Source organism: Streptomyces sp. NPDC058335 (assembly GCF_042723915.1).
In the GTDB taxonomy this organism is placed as follows: Bacteria; Actinomycetota; Actinomycetes; order Streptomycetales; family Streptomycetaceae; genus Streptomyces.
Genome location: NZ_JBHXHX010000002.1, coordinates 539,325 through 558,248, shown reverse-complemented (window position 1 = coordinate 558,248; position 18,924 = coordinate 539,325). Strand labels below are relative to the sequence as shown.

Sequence of the window (18,924 nt, the reverse complement as noted above, 5' to 3'; positions counted from 1 at the left end):
CGGAGGGCAGGGCCAGTGGTGTGATGCCCCACCCGGTCTCTTACTCGGGGACATGACGGACAACCCGCCCGCAGCAACACTGCCGATCTTGGTCCGGACCTGGGGTCGCGGGATGTCATCCTGGTATGGACCTTGGAAACCTTGCCCCGGTTCCTCCTCCGCCTGTGATCTGCGCCTCAAGTCCTTCCATATCCGGTTCTGTCCTGCCGTATGGTGAAAGGACGCCTGTAGCACGCAGCGACCTTTGGCGCTCGACTTGATGCCGAGGGTCTCTTTTGTGTGCGGGCCGGCTCTCCGCCGGCCTTCGAAAGGAATGACCTGTGGCCGGGCCCCCACTCGCGGGGCGTGGATCCCGGTGGTCGCCGTCCTCGTTCCGTGACCCGGAGCGGTTTCCCCATGGGCGTGGGTGGACGGGCCGATCAAGCCGGTGCCGGCCGCCCCAACCGGGCGCGCACGCTCCACCGCGCGTCCCGACCAGCAAGGAACGACCATGGCGTCCAGCCTGACGAAGGACTCGGTCCGTCCGGGCACACCCGGAACCGGGAAGACCTTCTTCGGCCACCCCCGCGGACTGGCCACTCTCTTCATGACCGAGATGTGGGAGAGGTTCTCCTACTACGGCATGAGGGCTCTCCTCCCGCTGTACCTGGTCGCACCGGGCGGCCTGAACCTGAACGCGGGCACCGCGACCGCGATCTACTCCGTGTACGTGTCGCTGGTGTACCTGCTCGCCATGCCCGGCGGCTGGTTCGGCGACCGCGTCTGGGGTCCGCGCAGGACCGTCGCCGTCGCCGGCGTGGTGATCATGCTCGGCCACCTCACGCTGGCCCTTCCGTCCTCCGGGACCTTCTACGCCGGCCTCGGCCTGGTCGCGATCGGCTCCGGTCTGCTGAAGGCCAACATCTCCACGATGGTCGGCCACCTCTACGACGGCCCGGACGACCCGCGCCGCGACGGCGGCTTCACCGTCTTCTACATGGGCATCAACCTCGGTGCCTTCGCCGCGCCGCTGATCATCGGCACCATCGGCGAGAACGTGAACTGGCACTTCGGCTTCGCGCTCGCCGCGCTCGGCATGGCGCTGGGTCTGGTCCAGTTCCTGCTCGGCAGCCGCCACCTGGCCGACCGCTCCAGCGTCGTGCCCAAGCCGCTGTCCGCCGAGGAGAAGGCCGGCACGCTGCGCAAGGCCGCGATCTGGGCCGGCATCGCCGTCGTGGCGTACGCGGTCATCGGCTTCTCCGGCCATTACACGCTGAACTGGATCCTGGTCCCGCTGACCCTGCTCGGTGTGATCATCCCGGTGATGGTGCTGGTCAACATCAAGCGGGACAAGGAACTCGACCGCCCCGAGCAGTCGAAGATGTCCGCGTACATCTGGTTCTTCGTGGCCGCGGCCGTGTTCTGGATGATCTACGACCAGGGCGGCTCGACCCTGTCGATCTTCGCCGACTCCTCCGCCGACAACACCGTGCTCGGCTGGGAGTTCCCGGTCTCCTGGTACCAGTCGGTCAACCCGGTCCTGATCATGGCCCTGGCCCCGGTCTTCGCCTGGTTCTGGCTCGCGCTGAACAAGCGCGGCAAGGAGCCGAGCACGATCGTGAAGTTCGCCTCGGGTCTGGTCCTGGTCGGCGCGTCCTTCTTCCTCTTCCTCGCCCCGCTGTCGATCGCCGACGGCGGTCACAAGGCGGCCGCGATGTGGCTGGTGGCGATCTACTTCGTGCAGACCGTCGGTGAGCTGCTGCTCTCCCCGGTCGGCCTGTCGGTCACCACGAAGATGGCGCCCGCGAAGTACGCCTCGCAGATGATGGGCGTCTGGTTCCTGGCCGTCACCGCCGGCGACGCCACCACCGGTCTGCTCTCCATCGCCGGCGTCGACCTGAACAAGACGGGCATCGTCGCCATGGAGGCCACGCTCGCGGTGGTCGCCGGTGTCGCGGTGTGGATGTACCGCAAGCGCGTCAAGGAACTCATGGGCGACGTCCGCTGACGTCCCCTCCCCCCCCACGGTTCCCGAGGGCCGCCGCGACCTGCGTCGCGGCGGCCCTCCGCGCGTTCAGCGGGTTCGCCGGCGCCCCGGCAGATACGTGAACACCGCGCCGCCGAGCAGCACCGCCGTGCCCGCGAGGAGGCCGAGCGCCTTCAGGGCGCCGTGGTCGCCGGCGCCCGTGTCGGCGAGGCCGCCGCCCGTCGCCGTACCTCCGCCGGAGGAGGACGAGGAGGAGCCGGAGCCGTTGCCGCCGCCCGAGGCTCCGCTCGCCTGTTCGGCGGTGTCCAGGGTGAGGGAGACCACCGATGTGTCGGGGGTGCAGGTGGTGGTCGTACCGAGGGCCTCGATGGTGAGGACTCCCGGCGCGAGGGTGGAGGTACCGGTCGCGCCCGGCTTGTACGTGCCCGTCAGATCGGGGATCTCGATCGGCGCACCCGACTTGATGGGCTGCTTGTTCGTCGGCCCGGTCACCTTCACCGAGCCCTGGTCCGCGCCGCCGAGGACGATCTGCATCGACGGCTTCACCGAGTCGGCGGGGATGTCGATCGGGCTGTCCATCACCGACTTCTTGAACTGCACGGTGAGGTCGTAGCCGCCGCCGTCCTTCTTCGCGTTGATCTGCACCGGCGAGGTGGCCTTCTTCTCACCGATGGGCGAGGCGCAGGTGTAGGGGACGTCGACGACCTTGCCCGTGAAGTCGGTCTGCCCGCCGCCTCCGGAGGAGGAGGGCGAGGCGGACGGCGGCGAGGCGGACGGGGTGGCCGTCGGCGTCGAGGACGGAGGCGGCGACGATGACGGGGGCGGGGACTGCGAGGGGTCCGGCGAGCCGCTGGAGGAGCCCCCGGCCGTCACCGTGATCGTCGCGGCGGGCTGCACCGGCTCCGTCGGCGCGCACTTGGTGTCCGTCGACATCGCGTTGACGACGTACGCGTCCGGGGTCAGCGTGACCTGCCCCGCCGTCGTCAGCTTCAGGGTGCCCTTCATCGCGGACAGGACCATCGCGCCGCCCTTGGGGATGGCCGGGTTATCCCGCGGACCCTGCATCGCGACGCTCGCGGTCTGCGCGCCGGCCGCCTTGAGGGTGCCGGACGGCTGGACCGAGTCGGCGGGCAGATCGATGATGTCGGGGTTCTTCGAGGCGGCCTGGGTGAACTTCCAGACGATGTCGACGGTGTCGCCGACCTTCGCCGCGGCGGGCGCGGTGATCTCGACCTCGGTGGTGCCGTTGACGTCGGGCAGGCCGATGCCCGCGGGCGGTATGCAGCGGGTGGCGTAGGACACCTCGGCGGCCTGTGCCTGCACGGCGGCCGGGCCGAGGAGGACGGCGGATCCGCCCGCCAGTACGGCGACGGCGGCCGCCGCCGCTCTCCTCCGCCCGCGGGGTACGGCTCTCTCGCGCTCGCTCACGTCATTCCCTTCCTGCCGGGACTCCTCGGAGCCGTCGGAGCCGTCGGAGTCGTCGGAGTCGTCGCAGTGGTGGGAGTCGTGGGACTCCTCGGATGGTCGTCGTGCGGTGCGGAGAGCCGGCCCGCCGGGCCCGGACCGGAGTCCGGGGTGAACCACGGCAGGGTCGGGGTCGGGGGTGACACGGGTGCCTCTTCGGGGGCGGGCGTGCGCCAGGGCGGGCGGGGGACGCGAGCGGTCGGGCGCGGTACCCGGTGCCTGCGCGGGGCGGTCGTACTCCGCCGGCCCCCGCTCGCCCGCGGCCGGACGCGGTCCACCACCGCCATGCCGACGCGGAACAACGCCGTCGGCACCACCAGGCAGAGCAGGACCCAGAACAGGGTCACGCCCCAGGGGCGGCCCACGCCCCACGGCTGCTCGGCGAGGACCTTGCCGCCGTACCTGAGGGAGACCGTGTAGTCGCCGTGCGCGCCGCCCGCGAGCTCCACGGGGAGTTCGACGCGGGCCTTCTTCCCGGGGGCGACGGTGCCGCGCCACCGGCGCTCGTCCCACTGCGGCGCGAACACGCCGTGGGCGGTGCCGACTTCGAACACCGGGTCCTTCACCGGCGCGGTGCCCACGTTGCCGACCGTGAGGACCAGCGTGCGGGTGGGGGGCGCGCCGAACCAGGTGAGCACTCCGTCGGAGCCCTTCAGCACGGTGTCGGTGAGGACCGACAGCCGGCCGCCCACCGCCTCGGCGGGCAGTGGTTCGACGGCGTGCCCGGCCACCTGGAACACCGCGTCGGCCTGCGCCTTCGCGCCGGTCGCGGTGGCCACGTGCACGACGCAGGGGCACGGCACGGGCGGGTCGGCCACCGGCAGCGCGCGGCTGAAACGGCCGTCGGCGTCGGTGGTGACGGCCCGGCCGTCGGCGTTGGCGCAGGAGTTGGTGCCCCCGATGACGCCCCTCGACGGTTCGGCCTGCCCGCAGATCAGCAGCATCAGCAGTGCGCGGGGCCGCCATCCGCTGCCGGTCACGGTGACCGAACCGCCGGTCCCCGCCTGCGACTCGGACAGCCTCACGGTGGGCGTCCCGGCCGCCGAGGCCGCCCCCGACCCCGCCCAGGGCAGCACCAGCAGCGCCAGCACCACCGCCAGCGCCGGAATCCGGGCCTTGGCGCTCACGTCGACTCCACCTCCGTCTCCGTACGCGGGAGTTCGGCCGTCGTACGGCGCCTTCGCCGGCGTACGGCCACGGGGGTCGCCGCGAGCAGCAGCGCGCCGGCCGTCGTGCCCGCCGCCGTACGCCAGGGCACGAACCGGGCCGACGCGGTGCCCGTGGCCCGCGCGCCGCCGGACGCGGTCACCGTCAGCCGGACGGTCACCACGTCCAGGGCCGGGCGGTCGGGCCAGGGCTCGTCGAGCTTCAGCCGGCCGCCCGGCGGCAGGCGGACGGGCAGGGTGCGCGGGGAGCGGTCGAGGACGGTGCCGAGGACGCCGTCCGCGCGCACCGCGAGCCGCGGCACGAGGACCGTCGTCCCCCGGTTGACCAGCTCGTACGTGATCCGCCCCGCGCGTACGGCCACGTGCTCGACGGTCAGCGCGGCCAGCCGCGGACCGCCGATCCGCAGCAGCAGCCGTACCGTCGACGCCCGGCCGTCCGCGGCGCGTACGACGATCGTGGCGGGGCGGTCGCCGGGCGGCGCGTCCGGGGGGACCTCCAGGGTGAAGGGCACCTCGGCACGGGTGCGGGCGGGGATGCGCAGGGCCGTCTCGGCGAGGGTGACGGGCAGGCCGGTGACGCGCAGCCGGACGGTGAGCGGTCGGGTGCCGCGGTTGGTGACGGCGAGGGTGTCCCGGAGCAGCGCGCCGGGCACGCCCTCCGCGTAGAAGGACGGCCTGCCCTGGCCGGCGGGCGCGGCGGACCAGCCGGTGTCGGCGGAGGCGGACAGGACCGGCAGGACCGGCAGGGTCAGCAGCAGGGCACAGGCGGCGGCGTACGGCATCGGCGGCTCCCGGGGAGGTGAGGTCAGCGCGTCTGGTTCCGCCGGGTCAGCCACAGGGTGCCCGCCGCGCCGGCCAGGAGCGCCGTGCCGCCGAGGGTGGCGAGGGCGATCGCGGAGTCCTCGGGTCCGGTCTTCGGAAGCTCGCCGCCGGAGCCGGTGCCTGAGCCGTTGTCGTTCTGCGTTCCGCCGCCTGCCGGTGTCCCGCCGCCGCCCTTGGCCGTCACGTCGAGGGTGAGCGACGGCGGAGGGCTCTTGGTGGGAGTGCAGGTCGTGGTCGTACCGAGCGCCTTGATGGTGAGCACACCGGCGGTGAAGGTGACCTTGCCGGTCTTCTTCGGGGTGTAGGTGCCGCTCAGGTCATTGATCTTGATGGGGGTGTCGGCCGGGATGGCCTCCTGGTTGGCGGGGCCGCTGACGTTCAGGGTGCCGCTGTCGGCGCCGCCGAGCTTGATCGTCGCGCTCGGGTTCATCGCGCCCTTGCCGAGTTCGACGGGGCTGGAGGAGACGCCCTTCTGCCAGGACATGGTGATCTTGTAGGTGCCGCCGCTCTCGACGCCCCTGATGTCGATGGGCGAGACCGCGCTCTTGTCGCCGATGGGCGTCTTGCAGGCGTAGTTGACGTCGACGACCTGGGCACTGGCCACCGGGGCGGCCATCCACACCGCCGGTCCGGCCAGGGCCGCGGCAGTCGCGAGCACGGCGGTTGGCTTCCGGTACGACACGGTCCCCTCTTTCCTGACAGGTCGTCGACGGCACCGCTCATTTCCTGACGGCGCATCAGACAGGGCCGTCAAGGTACGCCCGGCGCCGTAAGGAAGGAAGGGGAGCCGCACGCCGGAGTTGTGACGATCCGGCGTGCGGGTGGTGGGGCGGGGCGGGTGTGGTGGGCCGCGACGTGGGGAGCGGGTCCCGCGGGGCTGGGCTGGCTTCCTGGACCCACCGAGACCCGGGCCAGGCCGAGGCCGGGGAGCGGGTCACCGACGGGACGGCAGACGCGGCCGGGAAGGGCGGTGCACCGGGACGACCGGGCGGGCCGGGAAGGGCAGGGACGGGTTGATCGGGCCGGGACGGGGCGGTCGGGCGGTCGGGCGGTCGGTCGGGACGGGCCGGGACGGGCCGGGACGGGTTGGGACGGGCCGGGACGGGTTGGTCGGGCCGGGACGGGACGGTCGGGCGGTCGGGCCGGGACGGTCGGGCGGTCGGGCCGGGACGGGGCGGTCGGGCGGTCGGTCGGGACGGGCCGGGACGGGTTGGTCGGGCCGGGACGGGGCGGTCGGGCGGTCGGGCCGGGACGGGGCGGCGCCAAGGGCCGGACGGGCGGGCCGGGACAGGACGGGTCGGTCGGGCAAGGACGGGCCCGGTCGGTCAGCCGGTCAGGACGCGGGCCGGTCAGCCGGGAGCCGGGAGCCGGTCAGGACGCCGGCCGGCCGGTCAGTCGGGCCAGGACGCGGGCCTCGCCGAGGCGGCAGGTCACACGGGAAGCGGACCGCAGCGACCTGCCGCGCCGGAACAGACTCACGCCGGGACGGCCCGCCAAGCCGGACGGATCAGCGCCGGCAACGGCCGGTCACACCCGGACTCGGGCCGCACCAAGACGGCAGCAGGCCACGCCGGAAGCGGGCCAGGTGGAGACGGCCGCTCAAGCCGGAGGCGGTTTCGTGCCGGGACGGCCGCTCAAGCCGGAGGCGGTTTCGTGCCGGGACGGCCGGTCGAGACTGGGTCGGACCGCGCGCCCGGCGGCGTGTCAGGCGGAGACCGCCCACTCGGGCCGGGGACGGATCGGTGCCGGGACGGCCGCTCAAGCCGGGACGGCTTCGCGTCGGGACGGCCGGTCGAGACACAGCGGGCGGACCGTCAGGCGGAAGCCAGGCCATGCCGACGCGACAGCCCTCCGCCCTCGCCGTCCCCCCGTCGCGTCTGAGTCGGCTCAGGCCGGGGCGCCCAGTTCCGCCCACACCGTTTTGCCCGCGACGTCGGGAGTGCGTACGACTCCCCAGTCGAGGCAGAGGCGTTGCACGATGAACATGCCGTGGCCGCCGGGGCGGCCCGCGCGGTGGGGGGTGCGGGGTGCCGGCTGGCCGGTGCCGCGGTCGGAGACCTCGACGCGGATCACCTTGTTGTCGCAGCTGAGCTGGAGCCGGTCCGGGCCCTCGGCGTGCAGGCAGGCGTTGGTGACCAGTTCGGAGACGACGAGCAGCACGTCCTCGGCGGCGGCCCGCTGGTCGGCGCCCGCGGCGGGCAGCCAGCCCCAGGCGTACAGCGCCTGACGGGCGAAGTCGCGGGCGAGGGGTACGACACCGCTCGCGCCGTCGAAGCTCAGTCTGCGGACCTGACGACCCGCCGACGCTCCGGAAGCGCCGCTGGGCTCCGGGCCGCGGTCGCCCGGCGAGTAAGGCCGGGTGGTGCTCATCAGCGCTTCACCTCACCGATTCACCAGTTCAGAGTTCAATTCAACATTCAGTTCATGGTTCGGTTCATCGTTCGCACGATGGGGGATCTCCAGCCGGAGCGGCACCTCGGCGGTGCCGGAGCCAGTACAAACGTTCAGCGGCCGCCGCACGGTAGGTCTGCGCATCCCGCCCTCTTCTCGTGCTGTGCCGCCGACATGTTCACGTGTCTCCTGCCCGACGGATCGGACCGAACACCCCTCGTTCGCCCAGAGGTGACCACCTTGTCCACCCCTGGTGGGCCGAGGCGCGCGGAAGTACCGGTCGCGCCCGGCCCCCGAGACGGGGCCGACAGGGCGGGCCCCGGGGTCAGCCGTCGCCGTCACCGTCCGCGAGGGCCGCCTCGACCGTGTCGTGCACGGTGAAGACGGCGTCCGCGCCGGTGATCTCGAACACCCGGGCCACGACGGGCAGCATGCCCGCCAGGTGCACGCCGCCACCCGCGGCCTCCGCCTTCAGGCGGGCGCCGAGCAGGACGTTGAGTCCCGTGGAGTCGCAGAACTCCAGCCGTGAGCAGTCCACGACGAGTCGGCTGAAGCCCTTGGCGAGGCATTCCTCGAGCGGCTCGCGCAACAGATCAGCCGTGTGGTGATCCAGCTCACCGGCCGGGGTCACGACGGCGCTGGAGCCCTCTTCCCGCACTTCCACCATGAGCCGGCCAGACTGTGCGCTGCCGACCGTCCCGCGGTCCATGCCGTGTCTCTCCCGAGGTCGTGTGTGCTAGCTGACGCCCTCGAACACTACGCCCTTGATACGCACTCCAACAGCCGAACAATCACCCACAAACGGACATAACTCAACAAAACGCACTTGCGATCGGCTGAGTAAAGCGGGTAGGGCTAGAGGGACACACCCGACACGGCCGGCTTTGGAGGCGCCGCACACCGTAGTGCACGCACTGGCTTCGGCAGCCATATGCCGAGAACGATGGAGGACATCATGTCATCCCGGCTCGACGCTCCGCGTACCCACAGGGCGACGTCGACACCCCCTCCGGAACAACTGAATCCCATCGCGCAGAGCGGCGATCCGCGTGACGCCCTCGCCGGACTCCCGGAGATCCCCCCGTACGACGAGGTCGGACCCGTCGACGCGCGGGCCCTGTCCAAGACCCTCTTCGAGCGACTGGAGTCGCTGGAGGAAGGCACGTACGAGTACTCGTACGTGCGCAACACACTCGTCGAACTGAACCTCGCGCTGGTCAAGTTCGCGGCCTCCCGTTTTCGCTCCCGCAGCGAGCCCATGGAGGACATCATCCAGGTCGGCACGATCGGCCTGATCAAGGCGATCGACCGCTTCGAGCTCAGCCGTGGTGTGGAGTTCCCCACCTTCGCGATGCCAACCATCGTGGGCGAGATCAAGCGTTTCTTCCGTGACACGTCCTGGTCCGTGCGCGTCCCGCGCCGGCTCCAGGAACTGCGCCTCGACCTGGCCAAGGCCGGCGACGAACTGGCGCAGCAGCTCGACCGCGCCCCCACCGTGGCCGAGCTGGCGGAGCGTCTCGGCCTCTCCAACGAGGAGGTCGTCGAGGGCATGGCCGCCTCGAACGCGTACACCGCCTCCTCGCTGGACGCCCAGCCGGAGGAGGACGACGCGGAGGGCGCCCTCGCCGACCGCATCGGCTACGAGGACCACGGACTCGAAGGCATCGAGTACGTCGAGTCGTTGAAGCCGATGATCGCCGAACTCCCGCCCCGTGACCGGAAGATCCTCTCGCTGCGCTTCGTCGCCGGGATGACCCAGTCGGAGATCGGCGAGGAACTCGGCATCTCGCAGATGCACGTCTCGCGGCTGCTGTCGCGCACGCTGGTGCGGCTGCGCAAGGGCCTGACGCTGGAGGAGTGAGCGCGCCTCCCCCGGCGGCGGTGCCGGGGGAGGCCCCCACCCCGGGGCGGGCCCCGCGGGGTGGCGGGGTGGTCGCCCCGCGCCGGGCCGCGGCCTTGCCGCCGGGCCCGGCGGCGGACCCGTCGCCGGTGCCGCCGGCGGCCCCTCTGCAGGGCTCGGCGGGTGCGGTCGTCACCGGCCCGCCGACCCTCCCGCCGGTGACCGTCACGGCGGACACGGGCGGCGGGGTGTACTTCGCGCCGCTGGACGAGAGCGCCCGGCAGCGGTGGCGGGCCGGGGCGGCGTGACGGACAGACGGCCGTCCTCATCGTGAGATAAGGCGCTGACCCGGCCCGCCGTCCTCCCTTACGCTGTGCCGGCCCTCTGACCAGCAGTGGGGCCGCCTACTGCCGTGAGGACCCACCCCGATGCCCGCTTCCGTCTCCCGCCTCGGCCGACTCGCCGATCTTCCCGTGCTGTTGGTCGCCGTCGTGTGGGGGTCCAGTTACCTCGCCGCGAAGGGCGTGACCACCGCGGACACCGTGCTGGCCGTGCTCGTGCTGCGGTTCGGCGTGGTGCTTCCGGTGCTGGTGGCCGTCGGTTGGCGGCGGCTGCGGGCGCTGAGCGGCGCGCAGTGGCGGGGCGCGGGGCTGCTCGGGCTGATCCTGGCCGGGATCTTCCTGCTGGAGACGTACGGGGTGGTGCACACCTCGGCGACCAACGCGGGCCTGATCATCAGCCTGACCATGGTGTTCACGCCGCTCGCGGAAAGTCGGGTGCGCGGGGTGCGGCTGCCGGGGGCGTTCCTGGCGGCGGCGGGCGTGTCGGTGGCGGGCGTGGCGCTGCTGACGCAGGGGGCCGGGTTCACCGCTCCGTCCGGGGGCGATCTGCTGATGCTGGGGGCGGCGGTCGCCCGTACCGTGCACGTACTGGCCATGGCGCGGATGGAGTCTGTGCGCGGGGCGGACGCGCTGTCCCTGACGACCGTCCAACTGGGCGGTGCGGTCGCCGTGTTCACCGTGCTGGTGACGATGCCGGGGACGGGTGCGTCACCGTGGGCCGCCGCGGCGGCCTTCGGCGCCGGGGACTGGGCCTGGCTGGTCTACCTCTCCGTTTTCTGCACGCTGTTCGCGTTCTTCGTACAGATGTGGGCCGTCCGCCGTACGTCGCCGTCCCGGGTCAGCCTGCTGCTGGGCACCGAGCCGGTGTGGGCGGCGGCCGTGGGCATCGCGCTCGCCGGGGACCGGCCGGGGTGGCTGGGGCTGGTGGGCGCGGTGCTGGTACTGGTGGGTACGGCGTGGGGGCGGTCGGTGGCGGACAAGGGGCGTGTGTCTGCGGATGAGCCCCCTCAGGCCACCCGTACGCCCCGTCGCCACACCTCGGAGACGAGCGGTACGCCCGGCCGGTAAGCCAGGTGGACGTGGCTCGGGGCGTCCAGGAGGGTCAGGTCGGCGTAGGCGCCGGGGGCCACGCGGCCCACGTCCGTGCGGCGCAGGGCCGCGGCGCCGCCCGCCGTGGCCGACCAGACGGCCTCGTCCGGGGTCATCCGCATGTCGCGGACGGCGAGGGCGATGCAGAACGGCACGGACGACGTGAAGGACGAGCCCGGGTTGCAGTCCGTGGACAGGGCCACGGTGACGCCGGCGTCCAGCAGGCGGCGGGCGTCCGGCCATGCGGCCCGGGTGGAGAACTCCGCGCCGGGCAGGAGCGTGGCGACCGTCGCGCTGTTCGCGAGGGCGTCCACGTCGGCGTCGGTGAGGTGGGTGCAGTGGTCCGCGCTGGCCGCGTCCAGTTCGACGGCCAGTTGTACGCCGGGGCCGTAGGAGAGCTGGTTGGCGTGGATGCGGGGGTGCAGCCCCCTGGCCTTGCCGGCGGTGAGGATCGCGCGGGCCTGGTCGCCGTCGAAGGCGCCCTTCTCACAGAAGACGTCGATCCAGCGGGCGTGCGGGGCGCAGGCGTCGAGCATCTCGCCGGTGACGAGGGCGACGTAGGCGGCCGGGTCGTCGGCGAGGTCCGGGGCGACGATGTGGGCGCCGAGGTAGGTGACCTCGTCGGTGTGGGCGGCGGCGATGCGCAGGGCACGGGCCTCGTCGGCGACCGTCAGGCCGTAGCCGGACTTGGTCTCGAAGGTGGTCGTGCCCTGGCGCAGGGCCTCGTCGAGGTAGCGGGTGAGGTTGCGTTCGAGGTCGTCGTCGCTCGCCGCACGGGTCGCCGCGACCGTCGTACGGATGCCGCCCGCGGTGTAGGAACGGCCTGACATCCGGGCGTTGAACTCCGCTGTCCGGTCGCCCGCGAAGACCAGGTGGGAGTGGGAGTCGACGAAGCCGGGGAGGACCGCCCGGCCGCCGGCGTCGACCCGGTTGTCAGTGGCGGGTGCTTTGCTTGATTCACCGGTCCACGCGACGCGGTCGCCGTCGATGACGACGGCCGCGTCCTGGATCAGGCCGAGGGCGGAACCATCACCCAGGGAGGGGTCGTTGGTGACCAGCGTGGCGATGTTGGTGATGACGGTGCTGCTCATCGTGTCCTCGTGGGCGTGGGCGTCGGTGGGTGGTGTCAGGAGGAGCGCAGGGCTTCGACGGCCCGCGCGAGGGCCTGCGGCACATCCGGTACGAGCGTGTGCGCCCCGTCCCGTACGACGTGCCGCCCGGCGACGACCGTATGCCGTACGTCGGCCGCGGTCGCCGCGAATACTGCCGTCTCGGCGCCCAGTCCTGGCAGCGGGCCCGCTGTCCTGACCGAGTCGAGCGCGATCGTCGTGAAGTCGGCGGCCGTGCCGGTCTCCAGGGTGCCCGCGTCGTCCCGGCCGAGGGCGGCGTGACCGTCGGCGGAGGCGGCCCGCAGCAGGGCGGCGGCCGTCCAGTGCCCCCGGGTGCGGCTGCGCAGCCGCTCGTTCAGCTCCATCGCGCGGGCCTCTTCGAGCAGGTCGATCACGGCGTGGCTGTCGGAGCCGAGGGAGAGCGGGGAGCCGGCCTGTTGCAGGGCGACGGCCGGGCCGATGCCGTCGGCGAGGTCCCGTTCCGTCGTCGGACACATGCAGGTGCCGGTGCGGGAGCGGCCGAGGAGGGCGATGTCCTCGTCGGTGAGGTGGGTGTTGTGGACGCCGGTGGTGCGCGCGCCGAGAACACCGTGCTCGGCGAGGAGCTGGGTCGGGGTGCGGCCGTGGGCCTCGCGGCAGGCGTTGTTCTCGGCGGTCTGCTCGGACAGGTGGACGTGCAGCGGCGCCCCGCGCTCCTCGGCCCAGCGGGCCACCGTCGCCAACTGCCCGGCGGGCACGGCCCGTACGGAGTGGATCGCGGCCCCGATCCGTGCGTGATCCCGTTCCTTGAGAAGTGAACAGCGTTCGGCCCAGGCGTCCGCGTCGCCGTCGGAGAAGCGGAGCTGGTGGGCGTTGGGGGCCTGTCCGAAGCCGGAGGAGAGGTAGGCGGTGTCGAGGAGGGTGATGCGGATGCCGGCTTCGGCGGCGGCCTCGATCAGGGCCTCGCCCATCGCGTTGGGGTCGGCGTAGGGGGTGCCGCCGGGCGCGTGGTGCACGTAGTGGAACTCGCCGACGGCCGTGATGCCGGCCAGGGCCATCTCGGCGTACACCGCGCGGGCCAGCTGGTGGTAGGTGTCCGGGGTCAGCCGGTCGGCGACCGAGTACATGACCTCGCGCCAGGTCCAGAAGGTGCCGGAGCCGACCTGGACGGTGCCGCGCAGGGCGCGGTGGAAGGCGTGGCTGTGGGCGTTCGCCAAGCCCGGGATGGTCAGCCCGCGCAGGATCTCGGCGCCGGGCGGCGGGGCGTCGACGCCCGTGCGGACGGCGGTGATCCGGCCGTCCGTGCCCGCGGCGGAGCCGCCGGTCGACACCGTGAGGGCGACGCCCGGCTCGACGTGGGTGTCGAGCCAGGCGTGCTCCAGCCAGTACGTCCGTGTCCGCTGCGTGGGGGTCACGTGCAGGCCAGCCCTTCCAGTACGTCGGCGAGTGCGAGCACCCCGGCCACGCAGTCGTCCTCGGCCGCGTACTCGGCCGGGGAGTGCGAGACACCCGTGGGGTTGCGCACGAACAGCATGGCGGTCGGGATGCTCCCGGAGAGGATTCCGGCGTCGTGTCCGGCGCCCGTGCCGAGGACGGGGACCGTGAGGCCGGTGTCCTTGAGCCCGGTGTCCTTGCCCAGGAGGCGGGCGAGTTCGTCGCGCAGGGCGTGGTCGAACTCGACGACGGGCGTGAAGGACTCGCGGACGACGTCCAGGTCGATGCCGTGTGCCGTCGCGTACTCGCGGGCCGCCTTCTCGACGCCGCCGACCACCTGGTCGAGGCACTGCTGGTCGGCGGCGCGGGAGTCGAGCCAGCCGCGCACCAGGGAGGGGATGGCGTTGACACCGTTCGGCTCGACGGAGATCTTGCCGAAGGTGGCGACGGCACCGGCGAGTCGGGCCTCGCGGCGGGCGGCGAGCACGGTCTCTGCGTACGGCAGCATCGGGTCGCGCCGGTCCGCCAGCCGGGTGGTGCCGGCGTGGTTGGCCTCGCCCCGGAAGTCGAACCGCCAGCGGCCGTGCGGCCAGATGGCGCTGGCGATGCCGACCCGGTCGCCGCTGAGGTCGAGGGCGCGGCCCTGCTCGACGTGCAGTTCGACGAAGGCGCCGATCCGGCCGAGCCGTTCCGGGTCCGGGCCGATGGCGTCGGGGTCGTACCCGGCGGCCTCCATGGCCCGCGGCAGGGTGATGCCGTCGCCGTCGGTCAGCCGGTGGGCCTGCTCGACCGTGAGGTGCCCGGCGGTGAGCCGGGAGCCGACACAGGCGAGCCCGAAGCGGGCGCCCTCCTCGTCGCCGAAGTTGACGAGGGCGAGGGGTCTGGCGAACCGCACTCCCCTGCGGCGCAGTTCGTCGAGCGCGGCGAAGGACGACACGACACCGAGGGGCCCGTCGAAGGCACCGCCGTCGGGCACCGAGTCGAGATGCGATCCGGTGACGACGGCGTCCCCGGCGGCGGGGTCGCCGAGCCAGGCCCACTGATTGCCGTTGCGGTCGGCCTCGTAGGCCAGCCCGCGTGCCTCGGCCTGCTCCTTGAACCAGGCCCGGCAGTCGGCGTCGGCGGCCGTCCAGGCGTAACGGCGGTAGCCACCGGAGTCGGGGTGCCGCCCGACGGGGCGCAGGTCGTGCCACATCTGCTGGAAGGACACGCCGACCGGACCGGTTCCCGGACCCGCATCCGCGCCCGCGCCCGCGCCCGCGCCCGGCGACGAGACAGCGGTCCCGGTCCCGGCCACGGTCCCGGCCACGGTGCCGGCCCCGGTCCCGGTCCCGGCCGGACGGCTGCCGCCCGCTTCAGCTCCCGGACGGGTCACGCCTCGTCACCCTCGCGCAGCGGCACCCGTACGCCCCGCTCGTCGGCGACCGACTCGGCGATGTCGTATCCGGCGTCGACGTGCCGGATGACGCCCATTCCGGGGTCGTTGGTGAGCACGCGCCGGATCTTCTCGCCGGCCAGCTTCGTGCCGTCGGCCACCGTCACCTGGCCGGCGTGGATGGAGCGGCCCATGCCGACGCCGCCGCCGTGGTGGATCGACACCCAGGAGGCGCCCGAGGCCACGTTGACCATGGCGTTCAGCAGCGGCCAGTCGGCGATCGCGTCGGAGCCGTCGAGCATGGCCTCCGTCTCGCGGTAGGGCGAGGCGACGGAGCCGGAGTCCAGGTGGTCCCGCCCGATGACCAGCGGTGCGGCCAGCTCGCCGCTCGCGACCATGTCGTTGAACCGCTCACCGGCCCTGTCGCGTTCGCCGTAGCCGAGCCAGCAGATGCGGGCGGGCAGGCCCTGGAAGTGGACGCGCTCACCGGCCAGCTTGATCCAGCGGGCGAGGGACTCGTTCTCCGGGAAGAGGTCGAGCATCGCCTTGTCGGTCCTGGCGATGTCGGCGGGGTCGCCGGACAGGGCGGCCCAGCGGAAGGGTCCCTTGCCCTCGCAGAACAGCGGGCGGATGTAGGCGGGGACGAAGCCGGGGAAGGCGAACGACCTGTCGTATCCGGCCAGTTGCGCCTCGCCGCGGATGGAGTTGCCGTAGTCGAAGACCTCGGCGCCGGCGTCCAGGAAGCCGACCATCGCCTCGACGTGCCGGGCCATGGACTCGCGGGCCCGGGTGGTGAAGCCGGCCGGGTCCTTCGCAGCGGCGTCGGCCATGTCCTCGAAGGCGACCCCGGTGGGCAGGTAGGCCAGCGGGTCGTGGGCCGAGGTCTGGTCGGTGACGATGTCGATGGGCGCACCCATCGCGAGGAGTTGCGGGACCAGGTCGGCGGCGTTGCCGAGGACGCCGATGGAGAGGGGCTTGCGCTGGTCGCGGGCCTCGACGGCCAGCTGGAGGGCGTGCTCCAGGCTGTCGGCCTTCACGTCCAGGTAGCGGTGCTCGATGCGGCGGTCGATGGCGCGCGGGTCGCAGTCGATACAGATCGCCACGCCGTCGTTCATGGTCACCGCGAGGGGCTGGGCGCCGCCCATGCCGCCGAGGCCGGCCGTCAGGGTGATGGTCCCGGCGAGGGTGCCGCCGAACTTCTTGGCGGCGACGGCGGCGAAGGTCTCGTAGGTGCCTTGGAGGATGCCCTGGGTGCCGATGTAGATCCAGGAACCGGCGGTCATCTGGCCGTACATGGTCAGCCCGAGCTGCTCCAGGCGGCGGAACTCCTCCCAGTTGGCCCAGTCGCCGACGAGGTTGGAGTTGGCGATCAGGACGCGCGGGGCCCATTCGTGGGTCTGCATGACACCGACCGGGCGCCCGGACTGGACGAGCATCGTCTCGTCCTGCTTGAGCGTCCGCAGGGTGCGCACCATCGCGTCGAAGGAGTGCCAGTCACGGGCCGCCTTGCCGGTGCCGCCGTAGACGACGAGCTTGTCGGGGTGCTCGGCGACCTCGGGGTCGAGGTTGTTCTGCAGCATCCGCAGGGCGGCTTCCTGCTGCCATCCCAGGGCACTCAGTTCCGTACCGCGCGGTGCTCGGACGGGGCGGGGTCCTGACATGGTCTGCCTCCTGGAGGGTGGGCGATCCCGACGGATTGTTGCAGTGGTTATTCACATCCTGAACCGCTGAATAGGACTAGTCAATACGTCGAGGGGACGAGACGGGGCCGAGCTGGGGCCGAGGGGACGGAGGGACAGAGGGGCGGAGGGAGCACCTCACGATGAGGGAGCACCTCAGGGTGAGTGAATGCCGGGGGCACCCACCGTCGGGAAGCCCGGCCACGGGGGGCGGCCACACGCGGCGAGACCGCAGGGGCGCGCGAAACAGCCCCGCACCACCCCTCCACACCTCGCGCGCCCTTGACGCACGCCCGGCGACACGGTGTTGGACTGGGCTGAACTGGCCGCAAAAAGAGGTCAGTTGACCCACCCTAGCCACCGCCGCGCATGTTCCGCTGGAAAATGCCAGAAGACTCACCCATCGCGCACACGTTGCGTAGCTTCTTCCTCACTCAGCCGAACCGCAGGCAGGAGGGGAGCCAACGGTGCCCGGAATCGACGAGTGTCTACTGGAGGCCATGCGGCTGCCCGGAGCCCGGGGAGCGGCGCTGGTCGACTGGGCCAGCGGGCTGGCCCTCGGCGCGGTCGGGGAGTTCCCGGGCGGTGACCAGGAGGCCGCGGCCGCCGAGGCCGCGGAGGTCGCGCGGCTGACGGCGGAGCAGCGGGCGTTCACTCCCGAGGACGGCGGAGAGGACGCCGATCCCCCGGTCGAGGATCTGATCATCAGCAACCGGGACAGCTACCACGTGCTGCGGTTCGTGCCCACGTCCTTCGACAGCAGCGTGTTCCTGCACGTGTGGCTGGCCCGGTCGGACGGCAATCTCGCGCTGGCCCGGATCCGGCTGGGCGAGATGGCCGGACGGCTGGTGCTGGGATGACCGTCGTGGGCACGACCCCGCCGCCCCGCCTGCCCGTGCGGGACCGGACGGCGGGCCGGGAGCGCGGGGGCGGCGCGGTCTCGCCGATGCTGACCCGGCTCGCCGCCGAGCGGGCCACCGGCGTCCTGGAGCGCGAGCGCGGGGCGCTCTACCTGGCCGAGGGCCGGGTGGTGCACGCCGAGAGCCCCTTCGCCCCGGGCCTCGACGTGCTCCTCCTGACCCACGGCACGCTGGAGCCCGGCGTCTGGTGGGAGGCGGTGGAGCGGGCCGGCGAGGAGCGCGGCGCCGCCCGGCTGCTGCTCGACGCCGGCCGCATCGGGCGGGGCGCGCTGGAGGTGTGCCATCTGGGGGCGCTGTACGACGCCGCGTACTTCGCGCTGGCGCCGAGCAGTGCTCCGGGCCGCTTCCGGTACGGCGCCGGTCACTGGTTCGGCGCGCTGCGGCCGGTGCCGGTCGACGCGGTGGAGCGGGAGACACTGCGCCGCCGCGAGCTGCTGGACCGGCTGTGGCCGGATCCGCTGCCGGACAGCGCGCCGCTGCTACGGGCCGACCCGGCCGCCGCCCCGCTGCCGCCGCCCCGGCAGCGCGCGGTGCTGGCGCTGGTGGACGGTGTGCGCACGGCGTCGGACATCGCCCGCGAACTGGGCCGGCCGGCGTTCCCCACGCTGGTGGACGTCCGACGGCTGGCGGCGGCGGGGCTGGTGACCGCCCAGTTCCCGCCGGTCGCCCAGCCGCCGCCCGCACTCGCCCTGCCCCAGGTCAACGACCCCGACATCACCCTGCTGAAGAGGCTCAGGGATGCGCTGGAGGCCCTTTGAACGGCAGCGACCGCGCGCCGAGAGGAGCGAGCTGATGGCAGCGGAACCCGAGATACTCGCCGAGCTGCGGCGGCTGCGGGCGCGGGTGCCCCAGCTGTCCGGGGCGCTCGTGGCCGGCGTGGACGGCCTCGTCCTGGCCCACGACACACCCGGCGTGGAGGCGGAGGGGGTGGCCGCGCTCACCGCGACCTCGCTGGCCGTCGCCGTGCGGCTGGCGGACACCACCGGTCAGGGCCCCTTCCGCGAGCTGCTCGTGCGCGGCGTCCACGGCTACGTCGCGACGTACGCGGCCGGGGAGAGCGCCGTGCTGACGGTGCTCGCGCAGGACCGCGTCAACGTCGGCCGGCTGCACCTGGAGAGCCGCCGGTGCGGCACCCGCGTCGGTGAACTCGTCGACGCGGCCGAGCGGGCGCGTACCCCCGCCTCGACCCCGGTCCCAGCCCCGGCCCCGGCCCCCGCCAGGACTGCCCCCACCAGGACTGCCGCCGCCCGGACCAGGAGCGCGCGCACCCCGCGCCCCACGACCACCGAGCCCCGTACCGCTACCGAACCCCGTACCACCACCGAAAGTTGAAGGGAACCGAGGACCAG

Annotated in this window: 17 protein-coding genes; 7 read left to right on the top strand and 10 right to left on the bottom strand. The window is 73.0% G+C overall.

The genetic code is table 11. The features are described 5' to 3' along the window. Nucleotides 1-490: 490 nt before the first annotated feature. Nucleotides 491-1,987, top strand: coding sequence for an oligopeptide:H+ symporter (locus ACFWJX_RS05605; protein ID WP_383237203.1), 1,497 nt, complete (start codon nt 491-493; stop codon nt 1,985-1,987). A gap of 66 nt (nt 1,988-2,053) precedes the next feature. On the opposite strand, the gene ACFWJX_RS05600 is transcribed toward ACFWJX_RS05605, so the two are convergent. The 6 genes from ACFWJX_RS05600 to ACFWJX_RS05575 form a co-directional block, all read right to left on the bottom strand. Beyond that, nucleotides 2,054-3,394 carry a hypothetical protein gene (locus ACFWJX_RS05600; protein ID WP_383237201.1) on the bottom strand — a complete coding sequence of 447 codons (1,341 nt, stop codon included), beginning with the start codon at nt 3,392-3,394 and terminating at the stop codon, nt 2,054-2,056. After that, complete coding sequence (locus ACFWJX_RS05595; RefSeq protein WP_383237198.1) at nt 3,391-4,557, bottom strand: hypothetical protein; 1,167 nt, start codon at nt 4,555-4,557, stop codon at nt 3,391-3,393. Before ACFWJX_RS05595 ends, ACFWJX_RS05600 begins: the two co-directional genes overlap by 4 nt. Then, a complete protein-coding gene (locus ACFWJX_RS05590; protein WP_383237196.1) occupies nt 4,554-5,378 on the bottom strand; it encodes a hypothetical protein in 825 nt (274 codons plus the stop codon). Before ACFWJX_RS05590 ends, ACFWJX_RS05595 begins: the two co-directional genes overlap by 4 nt. A 23-nt stretch (nt 5,379-5,401) precedes the next feature. Further along, on the bottom strand, nt 5,402-6,100 hold the full coding sequence (locus ACFWJX_RS05585) for an LPXTG cell wall anchor domain-containing protein (RefSeq protein WP_383237193.1): 699 nt from the start codon (nt 6,098-6,100) through the stop codon (nt 5,402-5,404). A gap of 1,205 nt (nt 6,101-7,305) precedes the next feature. Then, a complete protein-coding gene (locus ACFWJX_RS05580) occupies nt 7,306-7,788 on the bottom strand; it encodes an ATP-binding protein (RefSeq protein WP_383237190.1) in 483 nt (160 codons plus the stop codon). 346 nt (nt 7,789-8,134) lie between these two features. Continuing rightward, nucleotides 8,135-8,518, bottom strand: coding sequence for an STAS domain-containing protein (locus ACFWJX_RS05575; protein WP_383237186.1), 384 nt, complete (start codon nt 8,516-8,518; stop codon nt 8,135-8,137). Between the two features lie 246 nt (nt 8,519-8,764). Here ACFWJX_RS05575 and ACFWJX_RS05570 point away from each other — a divergent pair, with 246 nt between their 5' ends. The 3 genes from ACFWJX_RS05570 (at nt 8,765) to ACFWJX_RS05560 (ending at nt 11,058) form a co-directional block, all read left to right on the top strand. Then, nucleotides 8,765-9,670 (top strand): RNA polymerase sigma factor SigF, encoded by a 906-nt coding sequence (locus ACFWJX_RS05570; protein WP_383237183.1) that lies wholly within the window; start codon nt 8,765-8,767, stop codon nt 9,668-9,670. Further along, nucleotides 9,667-9,957, top strand: coding sequence for a hypothetical protein (locus ACFWJX_RS05565; protein WP_383237180.1), 291 nt, complete (start codon nt 9,667-9,669; stop codon nt 9,955-9,957). The genes ACFWJX_RS05570 and ACFWJX_RS05565 overlap by 4 nt, the downstream gene beginning before the upstream one ends. 120 nt (nt 9,958-10,077) lie before the next feature. Beyond that, nucleotides 10,078-11,058 carry a DMT family transporter gene (locus tag ACFWJX_RS05560; protein ID WP_383237177.1) on the top strand — a complete coding sequence of 327 codons (981 nt, stop codon included), beginning with the start codon at nt 10,078-10,080 and terminating at the stop codon, nt 11,056-11,058. Here ACFWJX_RS05560 and hutI read toward each other — a convergent pair. From hutI to hutU, 4 genes are all read right to left on the bottom strand, one after another. Continuing rightward, nucleotides 10,998-12,170, bottom strand: a complete 1,173-nt coding sequence (gene hutI / locus ACFWJX_RS05555) for an imidazolonepropionase (protein ID WP_383237174.1) — start codon at nt 12,168-12,170, stop codon at nt 10,998-11,000. The genes ACFWJX_RS05560 and hutI overlap by 61 nt on opposite strands. A gap of 35 nt (nt 12,171-12,205) precedes the next feature. After that, a complete protein-coding gene (locus tag ACFWJX_RS05550; RefSeq protein ID WP_383237172.1) occupies nt 12,206-13,582 on the bottom strand; it encodes a formimidoylglutamate deiminase in 1,377 nt (458 codons plus the stop codon). Further along, nucleotides 13,579-14,796: an allantoate amidohydrolase gene (locus ACFWJX_RS05545; RefSeq protein WP_383237398.1), complete on the bottom strand. Its 1,218-nt coding sequence runs from the start codon at nt 14,794-14,796 to the stop codon at nt 13,579-13,581. Before ACFWJX_RS05545 ends, ACFWJX_RS05550 begins: the two co-directional genes overlap by 4 nt. Nucleotides 14,797-14,972: 176 nt before the next feature. Beyond that, entirely contained in the window at nt 14,973-16,637 is a 1,665-nt protein-coding gene (gene hutU / locus ACFWJX_RS05540) for a urocanate hydratase (protein ID WP_383237169.1), read from the bottom strand. 485 nt (nt 16,638-17,122) lie between these two features. Between hutU and ACFWJX_RS05535 the strand changes: the two genes are divergently transcribed. Genes ACFWJX_RS05535 through ACFWJX_RS05525 form a run of 3 tightly spaced genes read left to right on the top strand, consistent with a single transcriptional unit; the run spans nt 17,123 to nt 18,907 of the window. Continuing rightward, on the top strand, nt 17,123-17,515 hold the full coding sequence (locus ACFWJX_RS05535) for a hypothetical protein (protein WP_383237166.1): 393 nt from the start codon (nt 17,123-17,125) through the stop codon (nt 17,513-17,515). Continuing rightward, nucleotides 17,512-18,333: a transcriptional regulator gene (locus ACFWJX_RS05530; RefSeq protein WP_383237163.1), complete on the top strand. Its 822-nt coding sequence runs from the start codon at nt 17,512-17,514 to the stop codon at nt 18,331-18,333. Before ACFWJX_RS05535 ends, ACFWJX_RS05530 begins: the two co-directional genes overlap by 4 nt. A gap of 34 nt (nt 18,334-18,367) precedes the next feature. Continuing rightward, complete coding sequence (locus ACFWJX_RS05525; RefSeq protein ID WP_383237161.1) at nt 18,368-18,907, top strand: roadblock/LC7 domain-containing protein; 540 nt, start codon at nt 18,368-18,370, stop codon at nt 18,905-18,907. Nucleotides 18,908-18,924 lie beyond the last annotated feature (17 nt).

What these genes read in the sequence shown, in the direction of transcription:
- ACFWJX_RS05590 (WP_383237196.1), bottom strand. Translation starts at nt 5,378, where the DNA reads ATGCCGTACGCCGCCGCCTGTGCCCTGCTGCTGACCCTGCCGGTCCTG.
- ACFWJX_RS05575 (WP_383237186.1), bottom strand. Translation starts at nt 8,518, where the DNA reads ATGGACCGCGGGACGGTCGGCAGCGCACAGTCTGGCCGGCTCATGGTG.
- ACFWJX_RS05530 (WP_383237163.1), top strand. Translation starts at nt 17,512, where the DNA reads ATGACCGTCGTGGGCACGACCCCGCCGCCCCGCCTGCCCGTGCGGGAC.
- ACFWJX_RS05605 (WP_383237203.1), top strand. Translation starts at nt 491, where the DNA reads ATGGCGTCCAGCCTGACGAAGGACTCGGTCCGTCCGGGCACACCCGGA.
- hutU (WP_383237169.1), bottom strand. Translation starts at nt 16,637, where the DNA reads ATGTCAGGACCCCGCCCCGTCCGAGCACCGCGCGGTACGGAACTGAGT.
- ACFWJX_RS05525 (WP_383237161.1), top strand. Translation starts at nt 18,368, where the DNA reads ATGGCAGCGGAACCCGAGATACTCGCCGAGCTGCGGCGGCTGCGGGCG.
- ACFWJX_RS05560 (WP_383237177.1), top strand. Translation starts at nt 10,078, where the DNA reads ATGCCCGCTTCCGTCTCCCGCCTCGGCCGACTCGCCGATCTTCCCGTG.
- hutI (WP_383237174.1), bottom strand. Translation starts at nt 12,170, where the DNA reads ATGAGCAGCACCGTCATCACCAACATCGCCACGCTGGTCACCAACGAC.
- ACFWJX_RS05580 (WP_383237190.1), bottom strand. Translation starts at nt 7,788, where the DNA reads ATGAGCACCACCCGGCCTTACTCGCCGGGCGACCGCGGCCCGGAGCCC.
- ACFWJX_RS05545 (WP_383237398.1), bottom strand. Translation starts at nt 14,796, where the DNA reads ATGTGGCACGACCTGCGCCCCGTCGGGCGGCACCCCGACTCCGGTGGC.
- ACFWJX_RS05570 (WP_383237183.1), top strand. Translation starts at nt 8,765, where the DNA reads ATGTCATCCCGGCTCGACGCTCCGCGTACCCACAGGGCGACGTCGACA.